Here is a 24,664-nt window from a genome sequence, read left to right on the forward strand (position 1 = left end):
TTGATTGTGATCTGGTCAATATCGTCGACCGGAAGCCGTACCTGGGTCAATGGAGCAACCGAAGAAGATGTGCGTAGAATTTGTAGAAATTCCAAAAGATCGACAACAGTGCTGGTGGTCACCTCAGCGCGGGCGTCGGCATGGTGTGTGGGAAGTTGCTGAACGCAAGGAGGCGTCATGGAACTGTCGCGTGAGTGGGTGTTTGAGAACTTGCTCTCCGCCCTGAGCTCATCTGACCCCTTGGAGTCGTTGCTGATTCGAGCGACTCAGATATGCCGAGGGTCGGGTCTCGTGCTCAACGAGCTGGGTGAGGTCACTCGATCAGTTGGATCTGCTCCGAACCATCTCATCGCCAACTGGGTGCTTGGTCTGGAGACGACAAGTGCTCGTCCAACCCATGACGCTCATGAGACATCAATCGGTCGATGGGTAGTGAGATCGAAGTCCGTTCGCATACGTCAACGCGACTATGTGTTTGTCCTCGCAGTCTTTGGGGAGCCAGGGGCTGAAGACGCTGTTCGCCATGCGGCAGAGCATGCCGTTTCAGGGCAGGATCGTCGGGAAACCGACGATGTCCATGGATTGGGTCTCATCCTCGATACGAGCGCCAAACTGCTGCAAGCCTTCGAAGGCTTTGAGACATTTTCCATGAGCACACACCGTGAAGAATCGGCACGACTCATGCGTGACCTTGAGGTGGGAGTTTCGCCAGGCCGCGAGCCTGGAATCTGGCGAATGTTGGAGAATTTCGGATTCGACTCATACAGGCCGGTGCGGATTATTCGCGCGAGTATCTCGGCAATCGATGAAAGTGCGGCAGCAAGCGTAGGAGCGTCGGGGCAGAGGCGCCGCACGCCACGACCGACAGGGGGCATGAGCAGATCTGATCGGCGGAAGAAGCCCGAGCGGGGGATCGTCATCAGCGATTCCGGGCACACTGCTTCGGCGATTGAACGAACTGCGCTGTGTGTTGCTGACTTCGACGTTGCCGAGCATTTTTCGAGCACTGATGTGATCGGCGTCGGTATCTCCGAGCCCTTCGCTGCACTGAGCCAGGTGCCGGAGATGCTGAAAGCGGCTGATGTTGCACTGGCGACTGCGGGTAGCGGGCAATTGGTGCGGGTTGATGAAATGCGTCCGAGCGAATGGGCCGCTGCCAGGATGAGTTCGCGTTTCGACCAGCAGGTCGTTAGGCGGTTTGTTCAGAAGATCTCAAAAGGCCCGGATGTTTGGGAGACTCTGCTCGTGTACATCGATTGTCGGGCGAATGTTGTACAGACTGCGAGTCAACTGCAGGTCCATGCAAATACTGTTCGCTACCGGTTGGGGCTGTTGGAGCACGAGCTCGGCGCTCGTCTCAGTGACCCGTACGTTGCTGCGGATCTAGTGATCGCTTTGGAGTGCGAGAGGCTCAGAACGAACGAGGCGAATTCGTCTTCGTGGCGCTGATCAGAAGGGTGCTTGTTTACGCTTCCCCGCCGGGAACACCACCCGGCAAGTCCACGAGATTCTCCGCGATCCCGGCAAGATACCGCGTCCCGAGAGGCGTGAGCGAGAGGTCCTTCCGTTTCGCTCCCGTCCTCGGGGCGCTGGTATCGGCACTGGCGAGGAGCCCAGAATCCTGCAGCCGTTTGAGGGTCCTGTAAAGACCGCGCTCGGTCACGTGCCAGCCGGTGGCAGCGGTGACTTTCTCAGCAATGGCGGCGACTCCGATCGGCTGATGCTCGGCGACGATGGTCAGTGTGACCGGTGTGAGCATTGACTTCTTGTAGGTCTCGACCCAGCTGTCGACCTTATGGCTCAGCCACTCTTCGCTTTCAGTGCGCGGCTCTGTCGCGTCGTCATGCTGTGATGCCACCTCAGTCCTCCCAGCCGCGGCCGAGCACCGAACCGAGGAGGTGAATGAGCAGACCGATGCCCCAGACCGCGCTCATCACCAAGGTTGCTCCGAACCAGGAGGACCCGAGGAGTGAGTGCGCCACTGCTTGAACATCGTTGTCGCTGCCGGCGACGACTGCACGGACGACGGCGTGGGCGTTGAAGGATGTCGTCACTGCGACATAGGCGATGACATGGGCGATCACGAGTCCGAAGCGCACATGCAGCAGCTTCCGACGGTTGATCACGATCCATACCGCAATGCCGACGGCGACGACCGCGGTGAGGGCCCCAGCGAGGATTGTCACTGCACCGCCGGTCAGTGCGACGACGAACTGGATGATGATCATGGCGGCTATGAGCGTCAGGGCGTAGGGCAGTAGGAGGGAACGGGCATTGGCTGTCTGTGGTGCCTGTGCTGTTGTGTCCATAATGGTACTGTACCAGTGGTTCAGTACCAAAGTGAAGAGCTGCGGAATAACTTCCGAGGTCGACTACTGGCGTACTCTGAGAACATGCCCCGCCACCTGCTCACGAGCACCCCTCCGGAGCCGCACCGGCCCGAATCCGAAATTCCCGTCGACTCGGCTCAGCCCACGAAGCAGCGCGCACCCATTCCCGCCCGCCGCTCTCTCATCGCACTCTTCGCCGTCCTTTTGGTCGCGTGGGTGGCCATCGCGGGAGTCGGTGGCCCCTACTTCGGCAAGATCTCCGAGGTCGCCACGAACGACCGGTCCTCCTTCCTGCCTGAATCGGCCGAGTCCACGAAGGCTCAGGCGCTCATCGACCAGTTCAGTGACCTCGACTATGTCCCGGCCATCGTCGTACTCGAAGACAAGGACGGGCTGAGCAAGGACAGTACGACTGAGCTCGAAGACCTGGCCGAAAGACTCGACGACGAAGGGCTGTTGGCAGCCGACGCCTCGCCTGTCATCCCCTCCGAGGACGGTGAAGCGCTCGAGCTCATCCTCCCGGTCTCCACCGACACCACCGCCGATGACGTGGAGCAGATCCGCTCGATCATCGCCGGGACCTTCCCGATTGCCACCGCCGCCGATAGTCCCACCGGCGACGTCGACTCAGTGCCCACCTCGGCGGACGTGTATGTCACCGGTCCCGGTGGATTCTCCGCGGACCTGACCTCGGCGTTCGCGGGGATCGACGGCATTCTCCTGCTCGTCGCACTCATCGCGGTCTTCGTCATTCTCATCATCGTCTACCGCTCCCCGCTGCTGCCGGTCATCGTTCTGTTCACCTCGGTGGCGGCGCTCTCGGCCTCGATCTTCGTCATCTGGCACCTCGCGGATGCGGGAATCCTGCTCATCAACGGCCAAGTTCAGGGCATTCTGTTCATCCTGGTCGTCGGCGCCACCACTGACTACTCCCTCCTTGTGGTCGCCCGCTTCCGTGATGCGCTGCTGACCGAACGGGATCGAGTCAGAGCCGGACTGGCTGCGTTCAAGGGCGTCGTCGAGCCGATCGCGGCCTCTGGTGGGACCGTGATCGCCGGTCTTCTGGTTCTGCTGCTGACCGACCTGGCCTCGACTCGTGCGCTCGGCCCGGTGGCGGCGATCGGCATTCTGGTGGCGATGCTCGCGGCGCTGACATTCCTGCCCGCGGCTCTGATGGTCATCGGCCGGGCCGTGTTCTGGCCCTTCCGCCCGCAGGTGCGCACAACCAGCTCCGCACCAGCGAAGAAAGGTCTGTGGACTCGCATCGCCGAGGTGGTCGCTAAGCGTCCGCGCATCATCTGGATCGGTCTCGTCGTCCTCCTTGCCCTCCCGCTCATCGCGTTCCCCCAGTTCAAGGCCTCGGGCATCGCGCAGAGCGACTTCGTCCTCGGCGACTCCGAGGCCCGTGATGGCCAAGATGTGCTGTCCGAGCATTTCCCGGGCGGATCCGGCTCACCCACACAGATCGTGGTGGCGAAAGACCAGCTCGAGGATGCGGCGAAGGCGGTCGGCAGCCTCGGCGGGGTCGAATCGATGACCGTCGTCGCCGAAGAGTCACCCAGCGGGACGATCGCCATCGACGATGACGGGCAGCTGCAGGCACCGCAAGGTCAAGCACCGCAGGGCCAGGGCGCACCCAACTCGACCTCGACGCCTCCACCTTCACCCCCGGCACCTACCGAGGTCGACGGTCAGGTTCTCCTCGAAGCGACACTGACCGACCCCGCGGACTCCCTGGCCGCAGAGTCCACGGTCACCGACATCCGCGACGCTGTCCACAAGGTCGACTCCGAGACCCTGGTGGGCGGGGAGACCGCGGTCGACCTGGACACGAACACCACCGCCGAGGCGGACCGGACCCTGGCGATTCCACTCATCCTCATCGTCATCACCATCGTCCTCATCCTCCTGCTGCGCTCACTCGTGGCCCCGCTGCTGCTCGTGGCGCTGACGGTTCTCTCCTTCGGCACCGCTTTGGGTGTCTCCGCGCTGGTGTTCAACCACCTCATCGGCTTCCCCGGTGCCGATCCGTCGGTGCCGCTCTACGCATTCGTCTTCCTCGTCGCGTTGGGCATCGACTACAACATCTTCCTCATGTCCCGTGTCCGCGAGGAGTCGCTGCGCGTAGGCACCCGCAAGGGAGTACTGGAAGGGCTTGTGGCTACGGGCGGGGTCATCACCTCGGCGGGGATCGTGCTCGCCGCGACCTTCGCAGCGCTCGCCGTCATCCCGGTCATGTTCCTGTTCCAACTGGCGTTCATCGTCACCTTCGGCGTCCTCCTCGACGCGATCCTGGTGCGCTCGCTCGTCGTTCCAGCCCTCGTCCACGACATCGGACGACGCGTGTGGTGGCCGTGGCGGAAGCGGATTCCGCTGGACTGAGGCCTGGTTGGCAAAGGCTCTGATATCACCACCCAGCCCCCACTGGATTTCCCCGCACAATGTGGAAGACTGACGGTGTCTGAGCTGGGACGCACCGCCTCGGCGGGTGTCTGATCGTGAATGCGAAAGTGGGACCGATATGAGCAATGTGGAGCCGAAACCCGACGAGGTCGTGTGCAAGACCGGCGGACTGCCCGGCCCCGACTGCGCGCAGGAGGGCCGAGCCCCGGTTGAGATCCTCACCGCCCGCGACGTCCCACTGGGCGGACCACGTGCCATGGGCGTGCGCCGGACACTGCCGCAGCGCCAACGCTCCCTCATCGGACCCTGGTGCTTCGTCGACCACTACGGCCCCGACGACGTCTCGACCTCAGGCGGCATGGACGTCGCCCCGCACCCGCACACCGGCCTGCAGACCGTGAGCTGGCTCTTCGAAGGCGCCATCGAACACATCGACTCCGGCGGCAACCAGGGCATGGTCTTGCCCGGCGAGGTCAACCTCATGACCTCTGGCCGCGGCATCTGCCACTCCGAGGTCTCGACCGAGGACACCACAGCCCTGCACGGCGTCCAACTCTGGTTGGCGCTGCCCGATTCGGTGCGCAACCGCGAGGGCAGGGACTTCGAGCACTTCGCTCCCGAGGTCACACCCTTCGACGGCGGCGAGATGCTCGTCTTCCTCGGCGAGCTGTGGGGAACGCGCTCGCCCGTTGCCACCTATTCCCCGCTCATGGGCGCCGAGGTGCGCCTGCGTCCCGGTGCCACCATCGACCTGCCGATCAACGCGGAGTTCGAATACGGGGTCCTCGTCGACTCCGGCGACATCACCGTCGAAGACGTCGAACTGCCGACCAACGCCCTCGGCTACACCGGTGTGGGCCTGTCCGAGATGCGCATCAGCAACCAGTCCGAGACCGACGCCCGCCTCGTCATCATCGGCGGTGAACCCTTCAACGAAGAGATCCTCATGTGGTGGAACTTCATCGGCCGCACCCACGAGGAGATCGCCCAGTACCGCGAAGAATGGCAGGCCGAGGGCGATCGCTTCGGCACCGTCGAGGGCTACGTCGGCAAGGGAGGCCCCGGTGAGAACGCCGATGGCCTGTCAAGGCTGCCCGCGCCGAGGTTGCCCGACGTTCGCATCAAAGCGCGCAAGAACCCGCCCCCGCACGTCCAATCCTGACCCAGCACCCACCCGAACAAGGAGACGAAACCATGAGCGAAGCACTGACTGACAAAACCGGCGAGACCGTCACCGTCGAACTCGACGAGGCCCGCGGTGCCTACGTCATCCGGGACGCCGCCGGTACGGATGCCGGCCGCGCCTTCTTCCTCACCGCCCCCGACGGGGAACGGATCTTCCACCACACCGAGGTTGATGAAGCGTTCGGCGGACGCGGACTCTCGAAGGTGCTGGTAGCGCAGTCGCTCAAAGCCAGCCGTGAGCAGGGCGTGACAGTGGTGCCGGTGTGCCCGCTGTTCGTGCGGAAACTCAGCGAAGCCGGTGACGAATACCTAGCCGAAGGCGGAAAGTTCCGTCGGGCCACCGGCGCAGACATCGATTTCGTCAAGCGGGAGGCCTGAGAGTTGTCCGGAGTCAACGTGAATCGTCCCTACATCGACAAGGTCCACCCCGAGGTCTACAAGGCCATGATCCAAGCCGCGGCAGCCTCCCGGAAGGTCGCCCGCGCGGAGGGCCTCAGCGATGGACTCCTCGAGCTGGTCAATGTGAGGGTCTCCCAGATCAACGGATGCCGCACCTGCCTGAGCATCCACGCCCCAGCAGCTCGGAAGGCCGGTGTCGAGGAGCTCAAACTCGACCTGCTGCCGACCTGGCGTGAGGCTGAGGTCTTCGACGGTCAGGAACGTGCCGCACTGCTCTTGGCCGAAACGCTGACGGTCATCGACAAGGCGGCCGATCGCAATGAGATCGCCATCGAAGCCGGCGAGTACCTCTCCGCCGAACAGATCTCGGCCGTCGAATGGACGGTGACGCTGATCAACGCCTTCAACCGAATTTCGATCGCCAGCAACCACCCGGTCGCCCGCCCTCGCAACGCGGACAGCTGAGCACAGAGCACTGAACGCGGCGGTCATCTAGGTGGCCGCCGCGTTTCTCATCGAAAGGACCACGCTGTGAGCAACCGAGTCGATTTCCGCTCCGATACCGTCACCACACCCAGTGCCGGAATGCGCAGGGCCATGGCCGACGCCGAGGTGGGCGACGCCGTCTACGACGAAGATCCGACGACCAATCGGCTCGAGTCGATGGCTGCCGAAATTCTCGGCAAAGAGGCAGGCCTCTTCTTCCCCTCGGCCACGCAGGCGAACCTCGCCGGGATCATGGCTCACTGCGGGCGCGGTGACGAATACATCGTCGGCCAGACAGCACACGCCTACCGCGACGAAGGCGGGGGAGCGGCGGTGCTGGGATCGGTCCAGCCGCAGCCGCTGCCCAACGAGCCCGATGGGATCATCGATCTCGATGCGATCACCTCGGCGATCAAACCCGATGATTTCCACAATCCGATCACCCGGCTGCTGACGCTGGAGAACACCTTCAACGGGCTGCCGCTGCCTGCCGACTACATCGAGGGTGCGACAGAGCTGGCGCGCAGCCACGGTCTGGCGACGCACCTCGACGGGGCACGGGTCATGAACGCAGCCGTTGCCACCGGCGCTGATCCTTCGGCGATCGCTGACCGGTTCGACTCGGTCTCGCTGTGCCTGTCGAAGGGCCTCGGCGCCCCTGTGGGTGCGCTGCTCGTCGGGTCGAAGGAACTGGTCGGGCGGGCCAAGCGCATCCGCAAGACTCTGGGCGGGGGCATGCGCCAGACTGGAGTCCTCGCCGCGGCCGGCATCTACGCGCTCGAGCACAATGTGGACCGCATGCGTGAGGACCACGACCGGGCGAAGCGATTGGCTGAGATCTTCGCGGACTTCCCCGAGCTGGGGGCTGGTGAGGCACGCACGAACATGGTCTTCCTGTCCCCGGACGGCGTCGACATGGATGCCTTCTCAACGTTCCTCGCCGACCGTGACATCATCACCGGCAGTGCGCACGGGAAGCTGCGCTGGGTCACGCACCTCGACATCGACGACGAGGCGATTGAGCGTGTCCGGCGGGCGTGCAAGGAGTTCTTCGGGCGGTGACCACGGCAGTCTGGAGGTTCGCGACTCAGTTCCTCTGCGGTCCGTCGTAGACGCGACGACTGAACACGATGATCAGTGTCAGGGCGAGCGCCACGATGCCGGTGATCGCGAACAGCAGCGTCCAGCGATTGTCCTCGCCGAGGGATCCGCCGACTGCAGTGCCCAGTGCGCTGCCGGCGAAGAGGAATCCGGCGAAGAGTGACACCACGGTTCCGCGTGCCTGCGGCAGGACCCCGGTGGCCCAGGTCTGCAGCGAGGAATGCTGGAAGGACCAGGTCGTTCCCAGCAGCAGTGCTGCGATGATGACCGTCAGCGTCGACAGATGGATGGTGAGAAGTCCGAAGGCGATCACCGTGGCGGTACCGCCGATGGCGATGAGCCGCGGCATGCTCAGACGGCGACTGAGGGCCTTGACCATGCGGGTGGTGATGATGACGCCGACCCCGTAAGCAGCGGTGGCAAGGCCGGCGATGGCCGCGCCGATGCCCTGTGACTGCAGGGCCGGTGCGAGCAGCGTCAGCACGCCGAGGACTACAGCACCTTCGATGAAAGCCAAGGTGATGACGATGAGAACCCACCGATGAGTGATCGCGGCTCGGATGGCCGCGAGGACTCCGCCTTGTTCCTCACGTGTTGGTTCCGGCAGTCTGCGAAGTCCGAGGGCGCAGACGATCGCGAGGACAGCGGGGATGGCGAAGACGATTCGCCAGTCGGCGAAGTGCGCGAGGACTCCGGCCAGAGCTGTGGCACTGGCGGTTCCGACGGCGATCGCTGCCATGAGATCGGTCAATGCGGGCTGCCGATGCGCCTCGGCGACTGTGTCCCCGACATAGGTCATCGAGGTGGGGACGACGGCTCCGTAGAAGGCACCTGACAAGGCTCGGGCAATGACGAGGATCGTCAGATTCGGGGCAAAGGTCGCGACCATTCCCGCCACGGCTGCGGCAAGAAGTGTTGCCTTCATCAGCCGGACGCGCCCGAGGCGGTCGGAGAGCACTCCCCACACCGGCTGACTGATGCCGTACGCCAGGAAGTAGGCACTGGCGATCGTCAGCGCCTCGGCGAGAGTCGCACCGAGGTCGTGGGCGACGAGCACGACGAGGGGGCTGATGGCGAAACGATCGAAGCTGCTGACGAACGCGGCCAGGGAGATCGACAGCGGAGGACGCGTCGGACCTGGTTGGACGGCTGCATCACTCACGATCGACTACTGTACTCCGCGTGGTTACGGCCCAGATCCATTGTCCGGGACGTGTCAGTTGATGATCTCGGCGCTGTCATCGGCGAGCAGGGCAGCCAGTTTGTCCCTCCATGACTGGAGCTCATCTGGACTCAGCCGTTTCCACCCGGTGACTTCGCGCAGCACCTTCAGCGGAGCCGTGCTGCGATAGGACCGTGTGGGGTTGCCGGGGAACTTCTTATCCGTGACGTTCGGGTCGTCCTCGTAGTCCCCGGTCGGTTCGATCTCGTAGACATGAGGCTGCCCATCGAGGGCCGCGACCTCGGCCGCTAGCCCGGCACCGTCCGTCATGGCGGTGAAGTAGATGTGGTTCATGACCACCTCGGGCCGGTAGTTCGAATTGAATCCCGGAGTCAGCAGGTCGCCTGGCTGCAGAGCAGCCCCTGTCCCATGGAAGAACGGGCCTTCGTCGAGTGCTTCAGACATGTGACGAATATACGTGTGGAACCTGCACGTGAGGCTCAGATCGGAAAGCTACACTGACAATGCGGACGGTCCTTCCTGTCCCCTCAGATCCGTTGTCGGTGAAGCAACCTTCCTCTGAGATCCCTGCCCGAGTGTTGAGACCTTGGGGTGGGGCTGGCCTCGATGGGCCATACTCGCTGGGACAGCTGACGCTCTCTCAGCCGTCGACGATGATGCCCTCAGAAGGAGCTGTGCCCACCGATGTCCGCCGAAACGACCCAGACGACGCAAGGAAGCGCCACCTCGGCGCCGGCAACATTGACCGGACGACTGCGGCTGATTGGACCGGGCATCGTCCTGGCCCTGGCCAGCGTCGGAGCCTCGGACATGATCACGACGATGAATTCCGGGGCCGAGTACGGGCTCGCACTCATCTGGGTCTTCACCGTCGGCATCATCCTCAAGTTCGTGCTCTCCGAAGCGGTCTCCCGGCTCCAGATGAGCGGTGACCGCTCTCTGCTGTCGCACCTGACCTCATTCGGCGGTCGACTCTTTCCGACGTTGTTCCTCATCGCCGAACTGCTCGTCGGCCTCTTCTTCGGCGCCGGGGTCATCGCCGTGACGACGAACATTCTGCAGGCGCTCTTCCCCGTCCTGCCGTTCTGGCCGACCGCTGTCGTCGTCCTGCTCTCGGCTGCGCTCCTCGTCGGCATCGGACGCTATGGGCTGGTGGAGAAGGCGATGATCGGGTTCGGCGTCATCATGTTCTTCGGCATCCTCGCCCTCGCGATCTCCGTGTTCCAAGGGCAGGAAGCGCAAGCCGTGGCCGTCGAGACCATCGCCCCGACCTTCCCGAACGGGTCGATCATCACCGTCATGTCACTCATCGGCGGCGTCGGCGGAGCCACTGGAATACTGGCCTACTCATTCTGGATCCGCGAGAAGTCCTGGCGCGACGCCGAATGGAAGCCCGTCGTGCGCATCGATCTCTTCATCAGCTACGCGCTGGTGTTCGTCTTCGCCGTGGGCATGAGTGCCGTTGGCGCCTTCATCCTCTACGGCCAGGGCTTCACCATCGCGGACAACGACTCGCTGTTCGCCATCGCCGACAGCCTGGTCTCGCGCATCGGCGAACCAGGACGGATCGTCTTCCTCATCAGCTTCCTCGCCGTCGTCTACACCAGCGTGCTCGGCGGATTCTCCGGCATCGCCTACGTCACTGCCGACTGCATACGGGTGCTGCGACGCTACCCGCACCAGGACAAGCTCGAACACGAGATGTCGGCGAAGTCCGTCGAATTCCGCGCAGCAATCGTCTACCTCTCCATCGCGACTCTGGTCATCATGGGCCTGGGCAAACCGGTCACCCTGGTCCTCATCTACGCCGCGATCAGCGCCTTCATCCTGCCCGTGCTCGCGATCGCGCTCCTCGTCATCCTCAACCGTTCATCGGTGCCGGCGGCGCTGCGGAACAAGGGGGTGTCGAATGTGCTGCTGACGATCTGCTTCCTGCTGTTCGGCTTCCTCGCCGTCCTCCAGGTCAAGGAGTCGGTGATGGGGCTACTGGGCTGAGGCGAGGCTGGGAAACCCAACCCGACAATTGGCGGGTGAAGGATCGGTAATCGCGTTGTCGTGGCGGTAGCGGCACCGAGTCGGAGTCTGCATACTTAGAGACATGACACGACGACGGTCACGATTCGACGCGGAACTTGCCGCGAGTCTGTCCGTCGTCGGTGGGGTCTTCCCGCCGACCATCACCCCGTCTCTCATCGATTTCATGCGCATCTCCTATGCGTCCGAGCCTCTCGCGGAGACTCTCAAGGGGCGCAGTGTCGAACATTCAGAACATCAGGTGATCGGACACCATGGCGAGGCGATCACCGTGTCGGTCTTCAGGCGCGCGGGTGACACGGGGCGCCGCCCCACGATCGTCTACGCCCATTCCGGTGGACTGATGTTCGGTGACCGCTTCAGCGCACTCGGACTCAACCTCGACTGGGTCGAGCGCATCGGGGCCATCCTCATCAGTCCCGAATACCGCCTCGCCCCCGAATTCCAGGATCCCTACGCCCGTGAGGACATGTACGCCAGCCTGGAGTGGACGGCTGAGAATGCCGAGCGTCTCGGGGTTGACCTCGACCGACTCATCGTCGCCGGCGCCAGTGCCGGTGGGGGACTGGCCGCAGGGATGGCGCTCGCCGCCCGCGACCGCGGGGGTCCGAAGCTGCGCGGTCAGCTGCTCATCTACCCGATGCTCGATGATCGCGGGATCACCGCCTCGACCAACCAATTCGACGGCATCGGTGTCTGGGACCGGGTGAGCAACGAGACCGGCTGGCAGGCGATGCTCGGCGATGACTATCGCACAGAAGCCGTCTTGCCCTACATCGCGCCCTCACGCGCCCACGATCTCTCCGACCTGCCGCCGGCCTACATTGACGTCGGTTCGGCAGAGATCTTCCGCGACGAAGCCGTTGCCTACGCCTCGGCGCTGTGGAACGACGGCAGTGAGGCGGAGCTGCACGTCTGGCCCGGAGGCTTCCACGCCTTCGACATCTTCGCCGCCCATACACACCTTGCGCAAGGAATGATCAGTACCCGAATGGCCTGGATCGAGAAGGTCCTGGCCGACTGACCGAAAGGCACAACCATGTCCCAGAACCGAGCTGTCAATGATGCCGTTGCTCGTGTGGCCTCAGAGAAGGTCGAGAGCGGCGGGGTCCCCGGCGTCGTCGCCGGAGTCACCACCGACAAGGAGACGATCAGTCTCACCTCCGCAGGAGTCCGCTCGCTTAACGATCCGCAGCCGATGACCACCGATTCGGTGTTCATGATCTTCTCCACGACTAAGGCGCTGACCGGCACGGTGGCTCTGCAGCTGGTGGAGTCGGGCGACCTCGACCTCGACGCACCGGCCCGCGAATATGCCCCCGGCCTGGCCGATGTGCAGGTCATCGAGGGCTTCGACGTCGATGGCTCCCCGATTCTGCGGGCTCCGGCAAGCGAACCGACGACCAAGCAGCTGCTGCTGCACACGGCGGGATTCGGCTACGACTTCTTCAACGAGAAGTATGAGCGCCTTGCCCGTGAGCAGGGCCAGCCGAGCATCGTCAGCAGCACCAAGCAGGCCCTGCAGACGCCGCTGCTCTTCGACCCAGGCACCCAATGGGAGTACGGATCGAACATGGACTGGGTCGGTCAGGTCATCGAAGGCATCACCGGAACCACCCTGGGTCAGGCGATGCAGACTCGGGTCCTCGACCCGCTGGGGATGAAGGACAGCAGCTTCCGGACATCGGCGTCGATGCGGCAGCGGCAGGCGACGATGCACCAGCGCACCGACGGTCAGCTGGCCGCCACCGACTTTATGCTGCCCGAGCCGGAGGTGGAGATGGGAGGTCACGGCCTCTTCTCGACCGTCGACGACTACCTCACGTTCATCAGGATGTGGCTCAATGACGGTCAGGCAGACGATGGCACCGTCGTTCTACGCCCCGAAACGGTGGACCTGGCCACCAAGAACCACCTCGGCGATCTCAAGGTGAAGATGCTGCCCGGTGTCATCCCGAGTCTGTCCAACGATGCGGAGTTCTTCCCCGGCATGCCGAAGTCGTGGGGGTACACGTTCATGATCAACGAGGAGGACGCGCCGACCGGGCGTCCGGCAGGAGCCGTAGCCTGGGCGGGACTTGCCAACCTCTTCTACTGGATCGATCGGGAGAACAACATCGGCGGCTACTGGGCGACGCAGATCTTCCCCTTCGCGGACCCGGCATCGGTCGGGGGCTACCTCGAGATGGAGACAGCGGTCTACGATGCTCTGAAGGGCTGATTCGCATCGCGGTGCGAATCGACTCCGCGATGAGACGAACACCCGCAAGGAGGCGATGACGTGCAGGAACTGTTGGGTCGCATAGCCAACCTGGACCCCCAGGCGATTCTTGGCCTGCGCGTCATCGCCTGCTTCGACGAACTCATGGTCGGCGAGGTCAATTCCCGTGCCCTCGCCGCGGCCGCCGCGGCCCTTGCCGGCTGCCCGGCAGGGTTTCGCAACGGCGACAGGAGCAGACAGCTGCGCATCGATCCGTCAGGGAGCCCGGGCGCGGGTGCCCGCCCCGCCGAGGTGAGCGCACTGGTCCTGCCGGATGCCTCCGAGGTCTGGCTCGAGAGAGAGGGGCAAGCCCTGCCGAACGACGACCTCATCCTCGAACGGTTCGGCCTGGCCATCGGGGTGAGGTTCGGATTCGAACGACAGCAGCTGGAGACTCCGCGGGACGTGGCGCTCGCATTGGACACCACCGCGCCCACCGAGGAGCGGGTTGCCGCGGCGGTTCGGCTCGGACTCGTGGCCGGACACGGGTACCGGGTGCTCGTCGCTCCGTTGTTTGCCGTCTTCGACAGACGTCCCGCCGGTCCCACCGATGTCGTCGCCAGCGAGTACGGCGCCCTGCAGGTCCTCATCGTCGCCGACCAAGCTGAGAACATCGCCGTGACACCGGCTGGCCTTGGCCCCGTCGGCTTGATCGGCGACCTGCCCCGTTCGCTGCGCGCCGCCGTGGTGGCACTGCGTCTCAGCCGTCCTCCCGAGGAGGGCCTCGTGCGCGCGGAGAACTTCGGCGGCCTCGTCGAACTGCTCGCCGAATCGCCCGACGCTGTCGACCCCGATGCCGCCCGCATCGACGAGATCATGGAAGCACCCTGGGCGGAGTCGACGGTGCGTGTTGTCCTCGAGGCACCGACGATCAGGCAGGCGGCCAGAGACCTCGGTCTCCATCACAGCACCGTGCAGGGCAGAGTCGAGCAGCTCGCTCGCTGCCTCGGCTACGACCCGCTCACCGGGTACAACAGAACCCGGTTGGGCATCAGCGTGCTCAGGTGGCGGCTGCGCAACTCCCACGTCCTCGAACTTCCCGGGCCTGTGGGCTGAAGGCTGGCACTACTCCCTCCCGGAGCTGATCCACGTCGGATTGTTGACGATGTTACGGCTGCCCTCGACCAATGACCGGATGGAATCGAGCTGAGTCATGTCATCGGCGTCGAGACGCAGATCCACGGCCCCAAGGTTCTCCAGCGCACGCTCGGGTTTGCGCGAGCCGGGAATCGGAACGGCGGAGACTCCCATCTGGGCGGCGCGGTGGAGGAGCCAGGCCAGTGCGACCTGAGCGTTGGTGGCGTCGTGACGTCGAGCCACCTCGGCGACGATCTCGACGATCTTCTGATTGGCATCCCACGCCTCGCCCATGCGGGAAGTGCCGCCGCGGAAGTCGCCGGCGACCTGCTCCTTGGTCAGCGTGCCGGTGAGGAAGCCGCGGCCCAGGGGGCTGTAGGGCACGAAGCCGACCCCGAGCTCGGCACAGGCAGGAACGACACGGTCCTCGACGTCGCGAGACCATAGGCTCCACTCGGACTGGAGAGCGGCGATCGGGTGGACCGCGTGCGCTCGCCGCAGCTCTTCGGAGGTGACCTCCGAGAGGCCGATGTGGCGGATTTTGCCCGCCTCGACCAGCTCGGCCATGGCGCCGACGGTCTCCTCGATCGGAACATCGGGATCCGGGCGATGGTGGTAGTAGAGATCGATCGTGTCCACGCCGAGGCGGGCCAACGAAGCATCGCAGGCTGAGCGAGCATATTCCGGGCGTCCATCGGTGCGTTTGGCCGGGGCATCCGTCCCGTCCCTGGGAGCGGTGATTCCGAACTTCGTGGCCAACTGGACCTCGTCGCGGCGCTTGGCCAAGAACGGCGCGAGCATCTCTTCGTTCGTTCCGGCCGTCCGGAAGCGCCCTCGCGAGGTTTGCCGTAGACATCAGAGGTGTCGAGGAAGGTGATACCAGCGTCGACAGCGGTGCTCAGGGTTTCCCGTGCCGCTTCATCGGTGGTGCCGCCGTAGACGTGGGACAAGGCCATGCAGCCGAAGCCGATGGGGGAGACGGTGAGGTCGCCGAGGTGAGTGGTGGTCATGATGGATCTCCTACTGAGGCGGTTGTACGTGATGGGATAGTGGCCGTTGTTGAGTCGTCGCTGGCTGTGCCTGCGTATTTGGCGATCTTGTAGTCCGTGGTGGTCAGGGCCAGCTCCAGTTCGTGGATCTGGGTGAGAATGTGTTCTCGTTGGTCGACCATGATCTGCAGACGCTGCGGTGTCGTTGCCTCCCCGGCTCGGACCAGTTCAACATAGCGCTTGAGCTGGCTGATGCCCATGCCGGAGGTGCGCATGCGCACGAGGAAGTCCAGGCGTTCGACGGTCGCCGAATCGTAGACCCTGTGCCCGGAATGGGATCGGGCCACTTCAAGCAGGCCGGCCCGCTCGTAGTAGCGGGCGGTGTGCGCCGTGATGCCGAGGAGTTCGCTGACCTCGGAGATCGAGAGAACCTTCTCGGGATCGACCGACAGAGCCTGCCTCAGATCTGCAGGGCGTGAGGTGTCTGCCGTGTGCTGGGTCATGGAAACAAACCTACGACTGTGAGTGCACTCTAAGTCAAGGGGTACGGGAGAAACTCAGCGCGAGCCTCAGATAGCGGTGCCTGAGTACCGCCGGCTTTTCCTTGATTGTCCGCGCAAGTGGCTGGATACTTGACCCTATGTCCGCGTCGCAGCAGTCCCTCCGTGCCGTTGTCTTTCTTGGGCTGAGTGTCGATGGCCGCATTGCGCGGCCGGACGGGGACTTGGAGTGGCTGACCAGCCGCGGCGAGGCCGCCGGAGATGCGGGCTTCACGCCGTTCGTTGAGTCGGTTGACGCGGTGATGATGGGCCGGAGGACCTACGAGGCGATCGCTTCCATCCAGGAGTGGCCCTACCTCGGTCGCCCGATCCACGTCATCAGTACGACCCTCGACGCAGATGCAGACCCTCGCATCATCGTGCACCGCTCACCCGAGGCGGCCATCGACGCAGCGGAGCGAAGTGGCTGCAAGTGCGTCTACGTCGACGGTGGGGCGACCGTCCGGTGGTTCCTTGCAGCCAAGCTTGTCGACGAGCTCACGCTCTCCCAAGTGCCTGTGCTCATCGGCGATGGGCCATCACTGTTCGGGTCACTTGGCGGAGATGTGGATCTCGAGCACGTGCGCACCACAGTCCTCGACGGCGGGATGGTCCAGACCACCTACCGAGTTTTGGGCGGACCAACGCCTCACACGTCCGAGTAGATCACGGTGATCGAGAAGTATCACCTGTGGCGGGGTGAGACTCGGAGAGTGATACGGGGCTAAGAGCGGGGGTTCTTCCACCGCCCGTGTCGTCGTTCGAATGCGAACCTCTCCGCTCGAAGTTGCCTGACTCGTTCGACGACGTCTGGGGCGTAACTGTAGGCCGCATCCGTATCAACAATCCCCTCGAGCACGACGGTGTACTTATCGAGTGGCAGCTCGATATGCCGACACAGTGCCTCACGAGCAACCGACGTGTGCTCTGTCTTCTCCAGATCGAGAATCATGCGATCGTGCGCGGAGAGTTCGTTCACGGTGCCAGGGACCATAAGCGCCAGTGTGGCATATTCATTGTGAGACTGTCGCGACTGGGCATTGAAGGAGAATCACGGTGAACGATGGAAGCTCAGCGCGCATGTTGATTATGGCTACTGACGAATCGGTAGCGCTCTACCGTTGGAAAGAAGCTCCCTGGGTAGAGTGGGTGTACCTCGGATGGGTCGTCGCGGGAGCGCGGTCGCGGTCTGGTTTCTGACCTTGATCGTCAGGAGACAGCGTGCATGGTTGCCACTGACTGTTTTGGGTGTCGCGTCTGTCGGTCTGATCGCTGGCGGGTTCTTTCTTCAGATCGGGCAGGGAACCTATACAGATGATGAGGCAATGTGGGCCTGTCCGTCGAGCCTCAACGCAATGCGGATCACCGAAGCAAACGGACTGAATCTGCCGGAGGCAATCGTCGAGTGCCGTGCCGATGCGAAACGAAACGTGGTACTCGGTGGAGCAATGGCAGGAACAGGTATCTTGGTCGCAGTTGTGACCTGCTTTGGGACCAGCATCGTTCGAAAGCGGACCACAGTGTTCTCTGACGAGGGGGTGAAAGCATGAGCGGTCAGACTGTGTATCTGATCTTCGCTGAGCAGGCCTCCCCATTCGATGCTGAAGAGAGGATCGACCCGCTGGTCGGAATCGTCAGCGACGAAGTCGAATGCTTTCGCCTTCGCAGAGAGCATCCTGACGACGCGATCAGCTGGGAAGAGCACGAGGTTGATGACGCAGGCGAGCATGTAATCACCTCCGGGGGCGTGGTCTACGCCTATCACTACATGGCCACAGTTCGAGCAACACCAGACGGGGGAGAGGCCATCGAGCTCCTGACGGATGCTGCCGTCGAGAACGTCTTCTTCGAGGAAGAGAACGCGCGGAAGATGCTTGAGGTCGGAGACCTTCAGGTCATCACCATCGGCGAGCTGAGACTGCACGGCGATTTCCAGATCATCGAATAGCCAGAAACTTGAGTCTGTGTCAGCGCACGCCGACGCAGAAATCTCACTGAGATGCGAGGCAGAACCCTGGAACCTGGCGCGTCACTTTATGACCGATGCCCCTTCACATTGCCCGTAGAGAGCAGATAGCTGAGCACGTCGGTGACTGTGACCACCGCATGGCTGCCATCAGATCGCTCGACCAGTGCCAGCTGTGTTCCTGCATCCTTCATTGCACCGAAGGCGCGACCGACGGTCATCGTTGCGGGCAGGACCTCGACCGAGCGAGCCACCTCGGTGACGGTGTCCCCGCCATCGAGACCGAGCACATCGCGGACATGGACCACGTGAGTCGGTGGTTGCCCAGACGCTGTGTGCACGAGGACGCGTCGGTGGCGATCGCGGCGCGCGGCCTCTCGCACTGTGTCCGCTGTCGCCTGCGGGCCGACGGCAGTCAGTTTCCCCTGCTTCGCCACCAGTTCGCCGAGGCTGAGCTGAGTCAGCTCGAGAGCACCGAGCAGTGCATCCGAGGACTCCCGTTCGATAGTCCCCGCCTGCGCCGAATGGCGCAGCAGCTCGCGCAGGTCATCAGAGGTGTGGCCCTGATCGACCTCGTCGACGGGTTCGACGCCGACGAGTCGCAGGCAGGCGTTGGCCGCGTTGTTGAGCACGTGGAGCAGGGGCCGGGTGAGGAACATGAACGCCCGCATCGGCAGCGCGAGTAGGATCGCGGAGCGCTCCGGGTGCGCCACAGCCCACGATTTCGGGGCCATCTCACCGACGACGAGATGGAGGAACGTGACGATGATGAGGGCGAGGACGAATCCCGTGAGGTCGGCGATCCACAGCGGAAGACCCAGAGCCTCGGCGACCGGCGTGATCCAATGATGAACCGCAGGCTTCGTGATCGCACCCAGCGCCAGGGTGCACGCCGTGATGCCCAGCTGGGAACCGGCGAGGAGGACGGAGAGCTCGGTGGAGCTGCGCAGCGCCGCTCTGGCCGAGCGGCTGTCGGCCGCCGCATCTTCCAGCCGGTGGCGTTTGGCGGCGATGAGAGCGAATTCCACGGCGACGAAGAACGCGCTGAGGCCGATGAAGAGGACAGTGAGGGCGACAATGACCCAGGGGTTGCTCATCGCTGAACCTCGATTCCGATCCGCAGCTGGGAGGGCACGTGGGAGGCCACCTCGAGGACGTCGACGGTGAGCCTGACCGGACTCGGGGCTTGTGTGCCGGCGAGCTCGGCAGGATCGATAGGCAAGGTGATCTCGATCCGGTCACCGACCTCGGGGAAGCCCTTGGCCTCTTCGATGACAAGGCCCGAGAGCGTCTGCGCCGAGGTGGCGGGCAGGTCGCGTTCGAGCGCGCGGGAGAGCTCGTCGAGGGGCATCGCCCCCGGAGCCGTCCAGGTGCCGTCATCATCTGCGACGATCTCCTCGATCGCCTCATCGTGTTCGTCGACGATGTCACCGACGAGTTCCTCGCCGAGGTCCTCGACCGTGACGATGCCGGAGAACCCTCCGTACTCATCGACGACGCAGCCCATCTGGGCCCGGTTCTCAGCCAAGGTGCGCACGGCGTCGGGCAGGGGCAGGGACTCGGGAACGAAGACCGGCGGTTTGAGCAAGGGACGCAGATCGTCTCCGTCAGCGGCGGAGAGGACGTCGAGGAGATCGATCGTGCCCACCACTTCCTCGGCGTCGTTGAGTACCGGGTACCGGGAATGACCGGTCTGCATGAGAGTTCGCACCTGATGAAGCGGCGTGTCCTCGCGGATGACGTCGACCCGTGAGCGGGGCACGGTGGCGTGGTCGACGCTCTGTTGTGGGAAGTCGAGGATGCGGTCGAGGATAAGGGAATCTTCGTCGACGAGATCCCCACTCTGTCGTGAGTCCGCGACGATATGTTTGAGATCGCGACGGGTCGCGGAGTGGTCGACATCGTGGACAGGTTCGATCCCGAGGACCTTGAGCAGGGCGTTCGAGGCCTTGTCGAAGATCGTGATGAGCCAACCGAATACGGCGAGATAGATCGCAGTCGATCGCGCAAGCCAGATAGCCAGGGGCTCAGGCCGGGCGATCGCGAGGTTCTTCGGAAACAGTTCACCGAAGACCATCTGGATGATCGTCGCCACGACCAGGGCGAGCACAGTGCCGATGACGACTCCGGTGCCGGTGGGGATCGCGGTCCCGCCGAGGGCCTCACCGACGGCAGTGCCGATGAGGGGTTCGGCGACATAGCCGACGAGCAGCCCGGTGACGGTGATACCCAGCTGAGCACCGGAGAGCATAAACGAGGTGCGGCGAGTGATCGATTGAGCGCGCTCGGCGGCTTTGTCACCGGCGGCCGACCGGGCAGCCAGGCGAGAACGGTCGACGGCCATATAGGCGAATTCCTGGGCCACGAAGTAGCCGGTGGCCACTGTGATGAGCAGGACGACGAGCAGGCCGATGAGAAGCGAGAGAAGCCAGGTCAACGGAGTTCACCTGCCCGCGCGGGGTGTTGCTGAGGTCTGATACTGCCAATGATGTCCCAGCCGGGACTTCGATAGTCGTCCATGGTCCTTCCGGAAGTCTGCATGTAGGCGGCTGACTACGATTATCCAGATGAAAGCTGGCAGCGCGCTGTGGGTGGGTGCTGCGACGAGGTGACGACTCTCGCCACGCTTCTATGACCACTGAACACGTGTGGTGCAGGTGGCCAGTTTGCAAACTGGCCACCTGCACCACAAGTGATCGATCGTCCTCGGGCCCTACGTCCTCGGGCCCTACGACCCCACGAACGCCGTCGCGAAGAACGGCACGAAGGTCACCAGCGCTAGGGCGGCCAAGAGCACCAGGGCGCTTGGGATGGCAGCCTTCGCCACGCTCATCACGCTCATGCCCGACATGCCGGAGGCGACGAACAGGTTGAGCCCCAGCGGCGGCGTGATCATGCCGATCTCCAGGTTCATCACGACGATGATGCCGAAGTGGATCGGGTCGATGCCCAGCTCCATGGCGATCGGCAGAAGGATCGGCGCGAGGATGAGGATCGCCGAGGATGTCTCCATCACACAGCCCACGAACAGCAGCAGGATATTGACGAGGATGAGGAACTGCCAGGGCTGCAGGTCCCAATTGGTGATCGTCTCCGAGATCGATCCTGGGATCCGTTCGCTGGCCAGGACGAAGGTGAAGAGGATGCCGTTGGCGATGATGAACATGACCATCGCCGAGGTCTTCACCGACGAGAGCGTGACTTCCCAGAGCTGCGAGATCTTGATCTCGCGGTAGATCACCAGGGACACCACCAGGGAGTAGGCGACTGCGACGGCCGCCGCCTCGGTGGGGGTGAACCAGCCTGAGTAGATTCCGCCGAGGACGAGGAACGGCAGTGCCAGTGCGAGGATGGCGTCGCGGAAGGCCTTGAGTTTGTCGGCATTCGACAATTTGAAGCCGGCACCCGCGTGTCCGTAGCCGTTCTTCCATGCCACGAACACGGCCATGCCCAGCAGCATGACACCGGCGAGGACGCCCGGCAAGATTCCGGCTAGGAAGAGATCGCCGATGTTCTGTTCGGTGGCGATGCCGAAGACGATGAGCGGAATCGACGGGGGAATGAGGATGCCCAAGGACCCCGAGGTGGCCACGAGTCCCGTGGAGAACTCCTTCGGATAGCCGTTTCGCATCATGGCCGGGATCATCAGCGCGCCGACGGCGACGACCGTGGCCGGTGACGAACCGGAGACCGCGGCGAAGAACATGCACGCGAGCACCGTGGTGATCGCCATTCCGCCGCGCAGGTGCCCGACCATCGCTGCACCGAAGTCGGTCAGGCGCCGCGAGATTCCGCCCCGGGACATGATGTTTGCCGCGAGGATGAAGAACGGGATCGCCATGAGCGGGAATGAGTTGAGCGCATTGAACAGCCGTTCCGAGACCTGGGTCATCGGGATGAGCGTGAAGTAGTAGAAGTAGACGAGGCTGGTCAGGCCAAGGGCCACCGCGATGGGCGCCGAGGTGACGAGCAGCAGAATGAGGACTGCAATGAGAACGAATGTTGCTTCGAGCATCAGCGATCCCCTTCCTTCGTGTCGTCGTCATCGATGGCGATGTCGTTCACGTCGATGCCGACCGCCGCGGCTTCCTCGGCAAATACGTCCTTGTCGAGTTCTTCGGCCGGGGCCTTGATGGCACGGATGAGCATCTCGGCCGCGCGGATGAAGAACAGCGTCATCCCCACAGCGAGCGAGAGTTCGACGACCCACAGAGGCAGCTTGAGCGCCGGGGTGATCGTTGTCCGCGAGAAGGGCTCACTGATCAGTGCCCATGACAGGTAGGCGATGAACCCCGCGTAGACGAGGGTGGCCAGACCGCCGAGGACGACGAAGAACTTCTTCTTTTTGCCCTTGAGCAGCGTCGGCATGATGTCGACGGCGACGTGCTCGTTGTGTCGCAGGGTCACGACTGCGCCGAAGAAGGTCGAGCAGATGATGAGGTAGATGATGGCCTCTTCGGACCAGAACAGGACATCACCGGTGATGTTGCGCAGAAGCACGGCGAAGACCGCGAGTGCTGTGGCGCCGATGAGACTGGCGCCGGCCAGGAAGTTCTCCACCCGGCTCAGATACTTGTCGAAGGTTCTCATCGTCACTCCCGTTCCTTGTCACGCTGCAGGAGCTCGTCAACGACCTCGGGGCCGATGACATCCCGGTACTTCTCGTACTCCGAGGGCACCACCATGTCCTTGAACGACTGGCGCTCCTTCTTCGTGGGCACGACGATCTTCGTGCCACCGGATTCCTCGATGAGTCGCTTCGACTCCGCGTTGACCTTCTGCGACTCCTGCCGGTTGAATGCGGAGGCTTCATCGGCAGATTCGTCGACGACGGCCTGCAGGTCATCGGGCAGTTCGTCATACCAGCGCTTGTTCACGGTGAGGATGTAGCCGATGTAACCGTGATTGAGTTCGGTGACGTACTTCTGGACGGTGTGCATCTTCTGCGACTCGATGTTCGAGTATGTGTTCTCACCACCGTCGATGAGTCCCTGCTGAAGTCCGTTGTAGACCTCGGCGAAGGCCAGGGGCGACGGGATTCCGCCCCAGGTCTCGAACTGAGTGCGCAGCACGTCCGAAGGTTGGATGCGATACTTCTTGCCCTTCATGTCATCCGGGGACAGCGTCGCATTGTTCGAATGGATCTGCTTCATTCCCGAATCCCACAGGCCCAGAACCTTCAGTCCATTGGCCTCGAGGTCGGGGTTAGCGTAGATGGCCTTGCCGATCTCGGTGTCGGGACTGACGATCTCCGGGATCTCATCCGGGTGATCGAAAATGAACGGCAAGTCGAGAACCTGCAGGCTCGGCGCGATCGTCGTGAACTTCGCGCTCGCCGGGGCGAGCATCTGCACGGCGTTGGACTGCAGCGCCTGCATCTCGTCCTTGTCGCCGTAGAGTTCCGAGTTCGGGAACACCTCGACCTGGATGCGGCCATCGGACTTCTCTTCGATCTGCTTGGCGAAGAAGTCAGCGGCGAGTCCCTTCGGCGTGCTCGTCGAAGTCACATGGGCGAAGCGCAGTTCGAACTTCTCCTGCTTGCCGCTGCGCGCGGGATTGCACCCGCTCAGGGCCAGCAGGCAGATCGACAGGCAGGCAACCAGCGGTTTCCACCTGGGTCGTCGTATCGACGTCATCGTCAGCTCCAGTAATCGAGACCAGTGTCATGTCAGTCTCCGAGGTGACCAGTGCAGACATCGCAGTCTGCTGCACAATGCACGGCAACGTGCCTTGGCGGTGCGCTGAGTCACACAAGGAGTCAAACGATTTGAGCTTAGACGAGAATCAGTCGATTTCCAATATTATCTACCAAAGAATGCATTATTTCTTGAGATGTGGGAATCCAAGGGCGATGGATACAGAGAACGGGGGAGTGGGGCTGCTCAGTCCGCGTCGAAATCGAAGGGGTCGGAGATCGGCTCACCGGCCGTGGACTCGGCCAGGCGCAGGAATCCATTGGTGATGTGATCGCCGAGGTGCTTCGCCGCAGCGTCCGGATCGATGCGTTTCACAGCATCGACGATGGCCTGGTGCTCACTGTGGACCTGATTGAGTCGGTCCGAACTGTCGAGGGTGAGATCCCAGGGAAAGGCCCGCCACCGGGTGGCGATGTCATCGCGCAGGGCCGGGAGTCCGCACCGATCGTAGAAGAAGAAGTGGAACTCCTCGTTGCGGGTGTTGCGGCCCATGGCATCGCCCTCTTCGCTGGCGGAGTCCAGTGCCTCGAGGAGCTTCTCGGCCTGGCGCAGCTCGTGACGGGAGATCCGGGTCGTGGCGCGGGCGATGGCGAAGGTCTCGGTCAGTTTGCGTGTGACGAAGAGAGATTTGAGGCGGTCGACGTCGACGCCGGCCACGCGCACGCCGCGATGGGCCTCGGAGGATACGAGGCCTTCGGATTCGAGGATGCGCAAGGCTTCGCGGACAGGAGTGATCGAGGCCTTGAACCATTCGGCGACCTCGTCCTGACGCAATCGTTCACCGCGTTCGAGCTCGCGGCCGAGGATCTTCCGACGCAGGCCCAGGACGATCTTGTCCCGCTTCGTCGATGCTGATTCCTGCTCCACTCCACAGCCTTCCGTCGCCGCTCGTCGTGCCTCGCCAATTGCCTTCGCTTCGTGAAGTGTATCCCGCTGCAAGGTTTCAGCGTGAATAATGCATGATCCAGAGAATGATGTATTCTGTCGTGGAAAGCTTATGAAATCTCGTTGTGGAG

General features: G+C 63.3%; 25 protein-coding genes and 1 pseudogene. 13 read left to right on the forward strand and 13 right to left on the reverse strand.

Features of this window, described 5'->3' with window-relative positions; all coding sequences use genetic code 11:
- The first annotated feature begins 177 nt into the window (after positions 1-177).
- On the forward strand, positions 178-1,449 hold the full coding sequence (locus PGC08_RS01280; RefSeq protein WP_096157985.1) for a PucR family transcriptional regulator: 1,272 nt from the start codon (positions 178-180) through the stop codon (positions 1,447-1,449).
- Positions 1,450-1,465: 16 nt separating this feature from the next.
- On the opposite strand, the gene PGC08_RS01285 is transcribed toward PGC08_RS01280, so the two are convergent.
- Positions 1,466-1,858: a PadR family transcriptional regulator gene (locus PGC08_RS01285; RefSeq protein WP_271709309.1), complete on the reverse strand. Its 393-nt coding sequence runs from the start codon at positions 1,856-1,858 to the stop codon at positions 1,466-1,468.
- Position 1,859: 1 nt separating this feature from the next.
- On the reverse strand, positions 1,860-2,309 hold the full coding sequence (locus PGC08_RS01290) for a hypothetical protein (protein WP_101584073.1): 450 nt from the start codon (positions 2,307-2,309) through the stop codon (positions 1,860-1,862).
- Between the two features lie 84 nt (positions 2,310-2,393).
- On the opposite strand from PGC08_RS01290, the gene PGC08_RS01295 reads away from it, so the two are divergent.
- The 5 genes from PGC08_RS01295 to ltaE all read left to right on the forward strand — a co-directional run bounded on the left by PGC08_RS01295 (position 2,394) and on the right by ltaE (position 7,865).
- Positions 2,394-4,712, forward strand: a complete 2,319-nt coding sequence (locus tag PGC08_RS01295) for an MMPL family transporter (protein WP_271709310.1) — start codon at positions 2,394-2,396, stop codon at positions 4,710-4,712.
- Between the two features lie 139 nt (positions 4,713-4,851).
- Entirely contained in the window at positions 4,852-5,895 is a 1,044-nt protein-coding gene (locus PGC08_RS01300; protein ID WP_271709311.1) for a pirin family protein, read from the forward strand.
- 32 nt (positions 5,896-5,927) lie between these two features.
- The gene (locus PGC08_RS01305) at positions 5,928-6,296 is read left to right on the forward strand and encodes a GNAT family N-acetyltransferase (RefSeq protein WP_114384992.1); all 369 of its coding nucleotides are present in this window, start codon (positions 5,928-5,930) and stop codon (positions 6,294-6,296) included.
- An 18-nt stretch (positions 6,297-6,314) separates the two neighbouring features.
- Positions 6,315-6,782: a carboxymuconolactone decarboxylase family protein gene (locus tag PGC08_RS01310; protein ID WP_241242607.1), complete on the forward strand. Its 468-nt coding sequence runs from the start codon at positions 6,315-6,317 to the stop codon at positions 6,780-6,782.
- Positions 6,783-6,848: 66 nt separating this feature from the next.
- Complete coding sequence (gene ltaE, locus PGC08_RS01315; RefSeq protein WP_271709312.1) at positions 6,849-7,865, forward strand: low-specificity L-threonine aldolase; 1,017 nt, start codon at positions 6,849-6,851, stop codon at positions 7,863-7,865.
- Between the two features lie 25 nt (positions 7,866-7,890).
- On the opposite strand, the gene PGC08_RS01320 is transcribed toward ltaE, so the two are convergent.
- Positions 7,891-9,066, reverse strand: coding sequence for an MFS transporter (locus PGC08_RS01320; protein WP_271709313.1), 1,176 nt, complete (start codon positions 9,064-9,066; stop codon positions 7,891-7,893).
- Between the two features lie 54 nt (positions 9,067-9,120).
- The gene (arr, locus tag PGC08_RS01325; RefSeq protein ID WP_271709314.1) at positions 9,121-9,531 is read right to left on the reverse strand and encodes an NAD(+)--rifampin ADP-ribosyltransferase; all 411 of its coding nucleotides are present in this window, start codon (positions 9,529-9,531) and stop codon (positions 9,121-9,123) included.
- Positions 9,532-9,771: 240 nt separating this feature from the next.
- Here arr and PGC08_RS01330 point away from each other — a divergent pair, with 240 nt between their 5' ends.
- The 4 genes from PGC08_RS01330 to PGC08_RS01345 all read left to right on the forward strand — a co-directional run bounded on the left by PGC08_RS01330 (position 9,772) and on the right by PGC08_RS01345 (position 14,437).
- On the forward strand, positions 9,772-11,082 hold the full coding sequence (locus PGC08_RS01330) for an Nramp family divalent metal transporter (RefSeq protein ID WP_271709315.1): 1,311 nt from the start codon (positions 9,772-9,774) through the stop codon (positions 11,080-11,082).
- A 103-nt stretch (positions 11,083-11,185) separates the two neighbouring features.
- Positions 11,186-12,145 (forward strand): alpha/beta hydrolase fold domain-containing protein, encoded by a 960-nt coding sequence (locus PGC08_RS01335; RefSeq protein ID WP_009882177.1) that lies wholly within the window; start codon positions 11,186-11,188, stop codon positions 12,143-12,145.
- A 15-nt stretch (positions 12,146-12,160) separates the two neighbouring features.
- A complete protein-coding gene (locus PGC08_RS01340) occupies positions 12,161-13,342 on the forward strand; it encodes a serine hydrolase domain-containing protein (protein WP_009882178.1) in 1,182 nt (393 codons plus the stop codon).
- Positions 13,343-13,402: 60 nt separating this feature from the next.
- A complete protein-coding gene (locus PGC08_RS01345; protein ID WP_271709316.1) occupies positions 13,403-14,437 on the forward strand; it encodes a helix-turn-helix domain-containing protein in 1,035 nt (344 codons plus the stop codon).
- A gap of 9 nt (positions 14,438-14,446) precedes the next feature.
- Here PGC08_RS01345 and PGC08_RS01350 read toward each other — a convergent pair.
- Positions 14,447-15,468, reverse strand: a pseudogene (locus PGC08_RS01350) (aldo/keto reductase).
- Positions 15,465-15,950 (reverse strand): MerR family transcriptional regulator, encoded by a 486-nt coding sequence (locus tag PGC08_RS01355; RefSeq protein WP_235349961.1) that lies wholly within the window; start codon positions 15,948-15,950, stop codon positions 15,465-15,467. The pseudogene PGC08_RS01350 and the gene PGC08_RS01355 overlap by 4 nt, the downstream one beginning before the upstream one ends.
- Before the next feature lie 137 nt (positions 15,951-16,087).
- Here PGC08_RS01355 and PGC08_RS01360 point away from each other — a divergent pair, with 137 nt between their 5' ends.
- Positions 16,088-16,651, forward strand: a complete 564-nt coding sequence (locus PGC08_RS01360) for a dihydrofolate reductase family protein (RefSeq protein WP_127361781.1) — start codon at positions 16,088-16,090, stop codon at positions 16,649-16,651.
- 59 nt (positions 16,652-16,710) lie between these two features.
- Here the strand turns inward: PGC08_RS01360 and PGC08_RS01365 are convergent, their stop codons facing one another.
- A complete protein-coding gene (locus PGC08_RS01365) occupies positions 16,711-16,980 on the reverse strand; it encodes a DUF3263 domain-containing protein (protein WP_125177772.1) in 270 nt (89 codons plus the stop codon).
- Between the two features lie 235 nt (positions 16,981-17,215).
- On the opposite strand from PGC08_RS01365, the gene PGC08_RS01370 reads away from it, so the two are divergent.
- Together PGC08_RS01370 and PGC08_RS01375 are read left to right on the forward strand one after the other, a co-directional pair.
- Complete coding sequence (locus PGC08_RS01370; protein ID WP_271709317.1) at positions 17,216-17,536, forward strand: hypothetical protein; 321 nt, start codon at positions 17,216-17,218, stop codon at positions 17,534-17,536.
- A complete protein-coding gene (locus PGC08_RS01375; protein WP_271709318.1) occupies positions 17,533-17,934 on the forward strand; it encodes a hypothetical protein in 402 nt (133 codons plus the stop codon). The genes PGC08_RS01370 and PGC08_RS01375 overlap by 4 nt, the downstream gene beginning before the upstream one ends.
- A gap of 86 nt (positions 17,935-18,020) precedes the next feature.
- Here the strand turns inward: PGC08_RS01375 and PGC08_RS01380 are convergent, their stop codons facing one another.
- The 6 genes from PGC08_RS01380 to PGC08_RS01405 all read right to left on the reverse strand — a co-directional run bounded on the left by PGC08_RS01380 (position 18,021) and on the right by PGC08_RS01405 (position 24,515).
- Positions 18,021-19,049 carry a CNNM domain-containing protein gene (locus PGC08_RS01380; RefSeq protein ID WP_271709319.1) on the reverse strand — a complete coding sequence of 343 codons (1,029 nt, stop codon included), beginning with the start codon at positions 19,047-19,049 and terminating at the stop codon, positions 18,021-18,023.
- Positions 19,046-20,389 (reverse strand): hemolysin family protein, encoded by a 1,344-nt coding sequence (locus PGC08_RS01385; protein ID WP_271709320.1) that lies wholly within the window; start codon positions 20,387-20,389, stop codon positions 19,046-19,048. Before PGC08_RS01385 ends, PGC08_RS01380 begins: the two co-directional genes overlap by 4 nt.
- Before the next feature lie 291 nt (positions 20,390-20,680).
- Positions 20,681-21,967: a TRAP transporter large permease gene (locus PGC08_RS01390; RefSeq protein ID WP_271709321.1), complete on the reverse strand. Its 1,287-nt coding sequence runs from the start codon at positions 21,965-21,967 to the stop codon at positions 20,681-20,683.
- Complete coding sequence (locus tag PGC08_RS01395) at positions 21,967-22,542, reverse strand: TRAP transporter small permease (RefSeq protein ID WP_271709322.1); 576 nt, start codon at positions 22,540-22,542, stop codon at positions 21,967-21,969. The genes PGC08_RS01390 and PGC08_RS01395 overlap by 1 nt, the downstream gene beginning before the upstream one ends.
- Positions 22,543-22,544: 2 nt before the next feature.
- Entirely contained in the window at positions 22,545-23,588 is a 1,044-nt protein-coding gene (locus tag PGC08_RS01400; protein WP_271709323.1) for a TRAP transporter substrate-binding protein, read from the reverse strand.
- Between the two features lie 246 nt (positions 23,589-23,834).
- Positions 23,835-24,515, reverse strand: coding sequence for a GntR family transcriptional regulator (locus tag PGC08_RS01405; RefSeq protein WP_164743140.1), 681 nt, complete (start codon positions 24,513-24,515; stop codon positions 23,835-23,837).
- Between the last annotated feature and the right edge of the window lie 149 nt (positions 24,516-24,664).

The organism is Brevibacterium sp. BDJS002 (assembly GCF_028201555.1).
GTDB classification, from domain to species: Bacteria; Actinomycetota; Actinomycetes; order Actinomycetales; family Brevibacteriaceae; genus Brevibacterium; species Brevibacterium aurantiacum.

Excerpts from the sequence above, each read along its gene's own strand:
- PGC08_RS01280 (WP_096157985.1), top strand. The coding sequence starts at position 178 with ATGGAACTGTCGCGTGAGTGGGTGTTTGAGAACTTGCTCTCCGCCCTG.
- PGC08_RS01290 (WP_101584073.1), bottom strand. The coding sequence starts at position 2,309 with ATGGACACAACAGCACAGGCACCACAGACAGCCAATGCCCGTTCCCTC.
- PGC08_RS01295 (WP_271709310.1), top strand. The coding sequence starts at position 2,394 with ATGCCCCGCCACCTGCTCACGAGCACCCCTCCGGAGCCGCACCGGCCC.
- PGC08_RS01300 (WP_271709311.1), top strand. The coding sequence starts at position 4,852 with ATGAGCAATGTGGAGCCGAAACCCGACGAGGTCGTGTGCAAGACCGGC.
- PGC08_RS01305 (WP_114384992.1), top strand. The coding sequence starts at position 5,928 with ATGAGCGAAGCACTGACTGACAAAACCGGCGAGACCGTCACCGTCGAA.
- arr (WP_271709314.1), bottom strand. The coding sequence starts at position 9,531 with ATGTCTGAAGCACTCGACGAAGGCCCGTTCTTCCATGGGACAGGGGCT.
- PGC08_RS01330 (WP_271709315.1), top strand. The coding sequence starts at position 9,772 with ATGTCCGCCGAAACGACCCAGACGACGCAAGGAAGCGCCACCTCGGCG.
- PGC08_RS01335 (WP_009882177.1), top strand. The coding sequence starts at position 11,186 with ATGACACGACGACGGTCACGATTCGACGCGGAACTTGCCGCGAGTCTG.
- PGC08_RS01340 (WP_009882178.1), top strand. The coding sequence starts at position 12,161 with ATGTCCCAGAACCGAGCTGTCAATGATGCCGTTGCTCGTGTGGCCTCA.
- PGC08_RS01355 (WP_235349961.1), bottom strand. The coding sequence starts at position 15,950 with ATGACCCAGCACACGGCAGACACCTCACGCCCTGCAGATCTGAGGCAG.
- PGC08_RS01360 (WP_127361781.1), top strand. The coding sequence starts at position 16,088 with ATGTCCGCGTCGCAGCAGTCCCTCCGTGCCGTTGTCTTTCTTGGGCTG.
- PGC08_RS01365 (WP_125177772.1), bottom strand. The coding sequence starts at position 16,980 with ATGGTCCCTGGCACCGTGAACGAACTCTCCGCGCACGATCGCATGATT.
- PGC08_RS01375 (WP_271709318.1), top strand. The coding sequence starts at position 17,533 with ATGAGCGGTCAGACTGTGTATCTGATCTTCGCTGAGCAGGCCTCCCCA.
- PGC08_RS01380 (WP_271709319.1), bottom strand. The coding sequence starts at position 19,049 with ATGAGCAACCCCTGGGTCATTGTCGCCCTCACTGTCCTCTTCATCGGC.
- PGC08_RS01390 (WP_271709321.1), bottom strand. The coding sequence starts at position 21,967 with ATGCTCGAAGCAACATTCGTTCTCATTGCAGTCCTCATTCTGCTGCTC.
- PGC08_RS01395 (WP_271709322.1), bottom strand. The coding sequence starts at position 22,542 with ATGAGAACCTTCGACAAGTATCTGAGCCGGGTGGAGAACTTCCTGGCC.
- PGC08_RS01400 (WP_271709323.1), bottom strand. The coding sequence starts at position 23,588 with ATGACGTCGATACGACGACCCAGGTGGAAACCGCTGGTTGCCTGCCTG.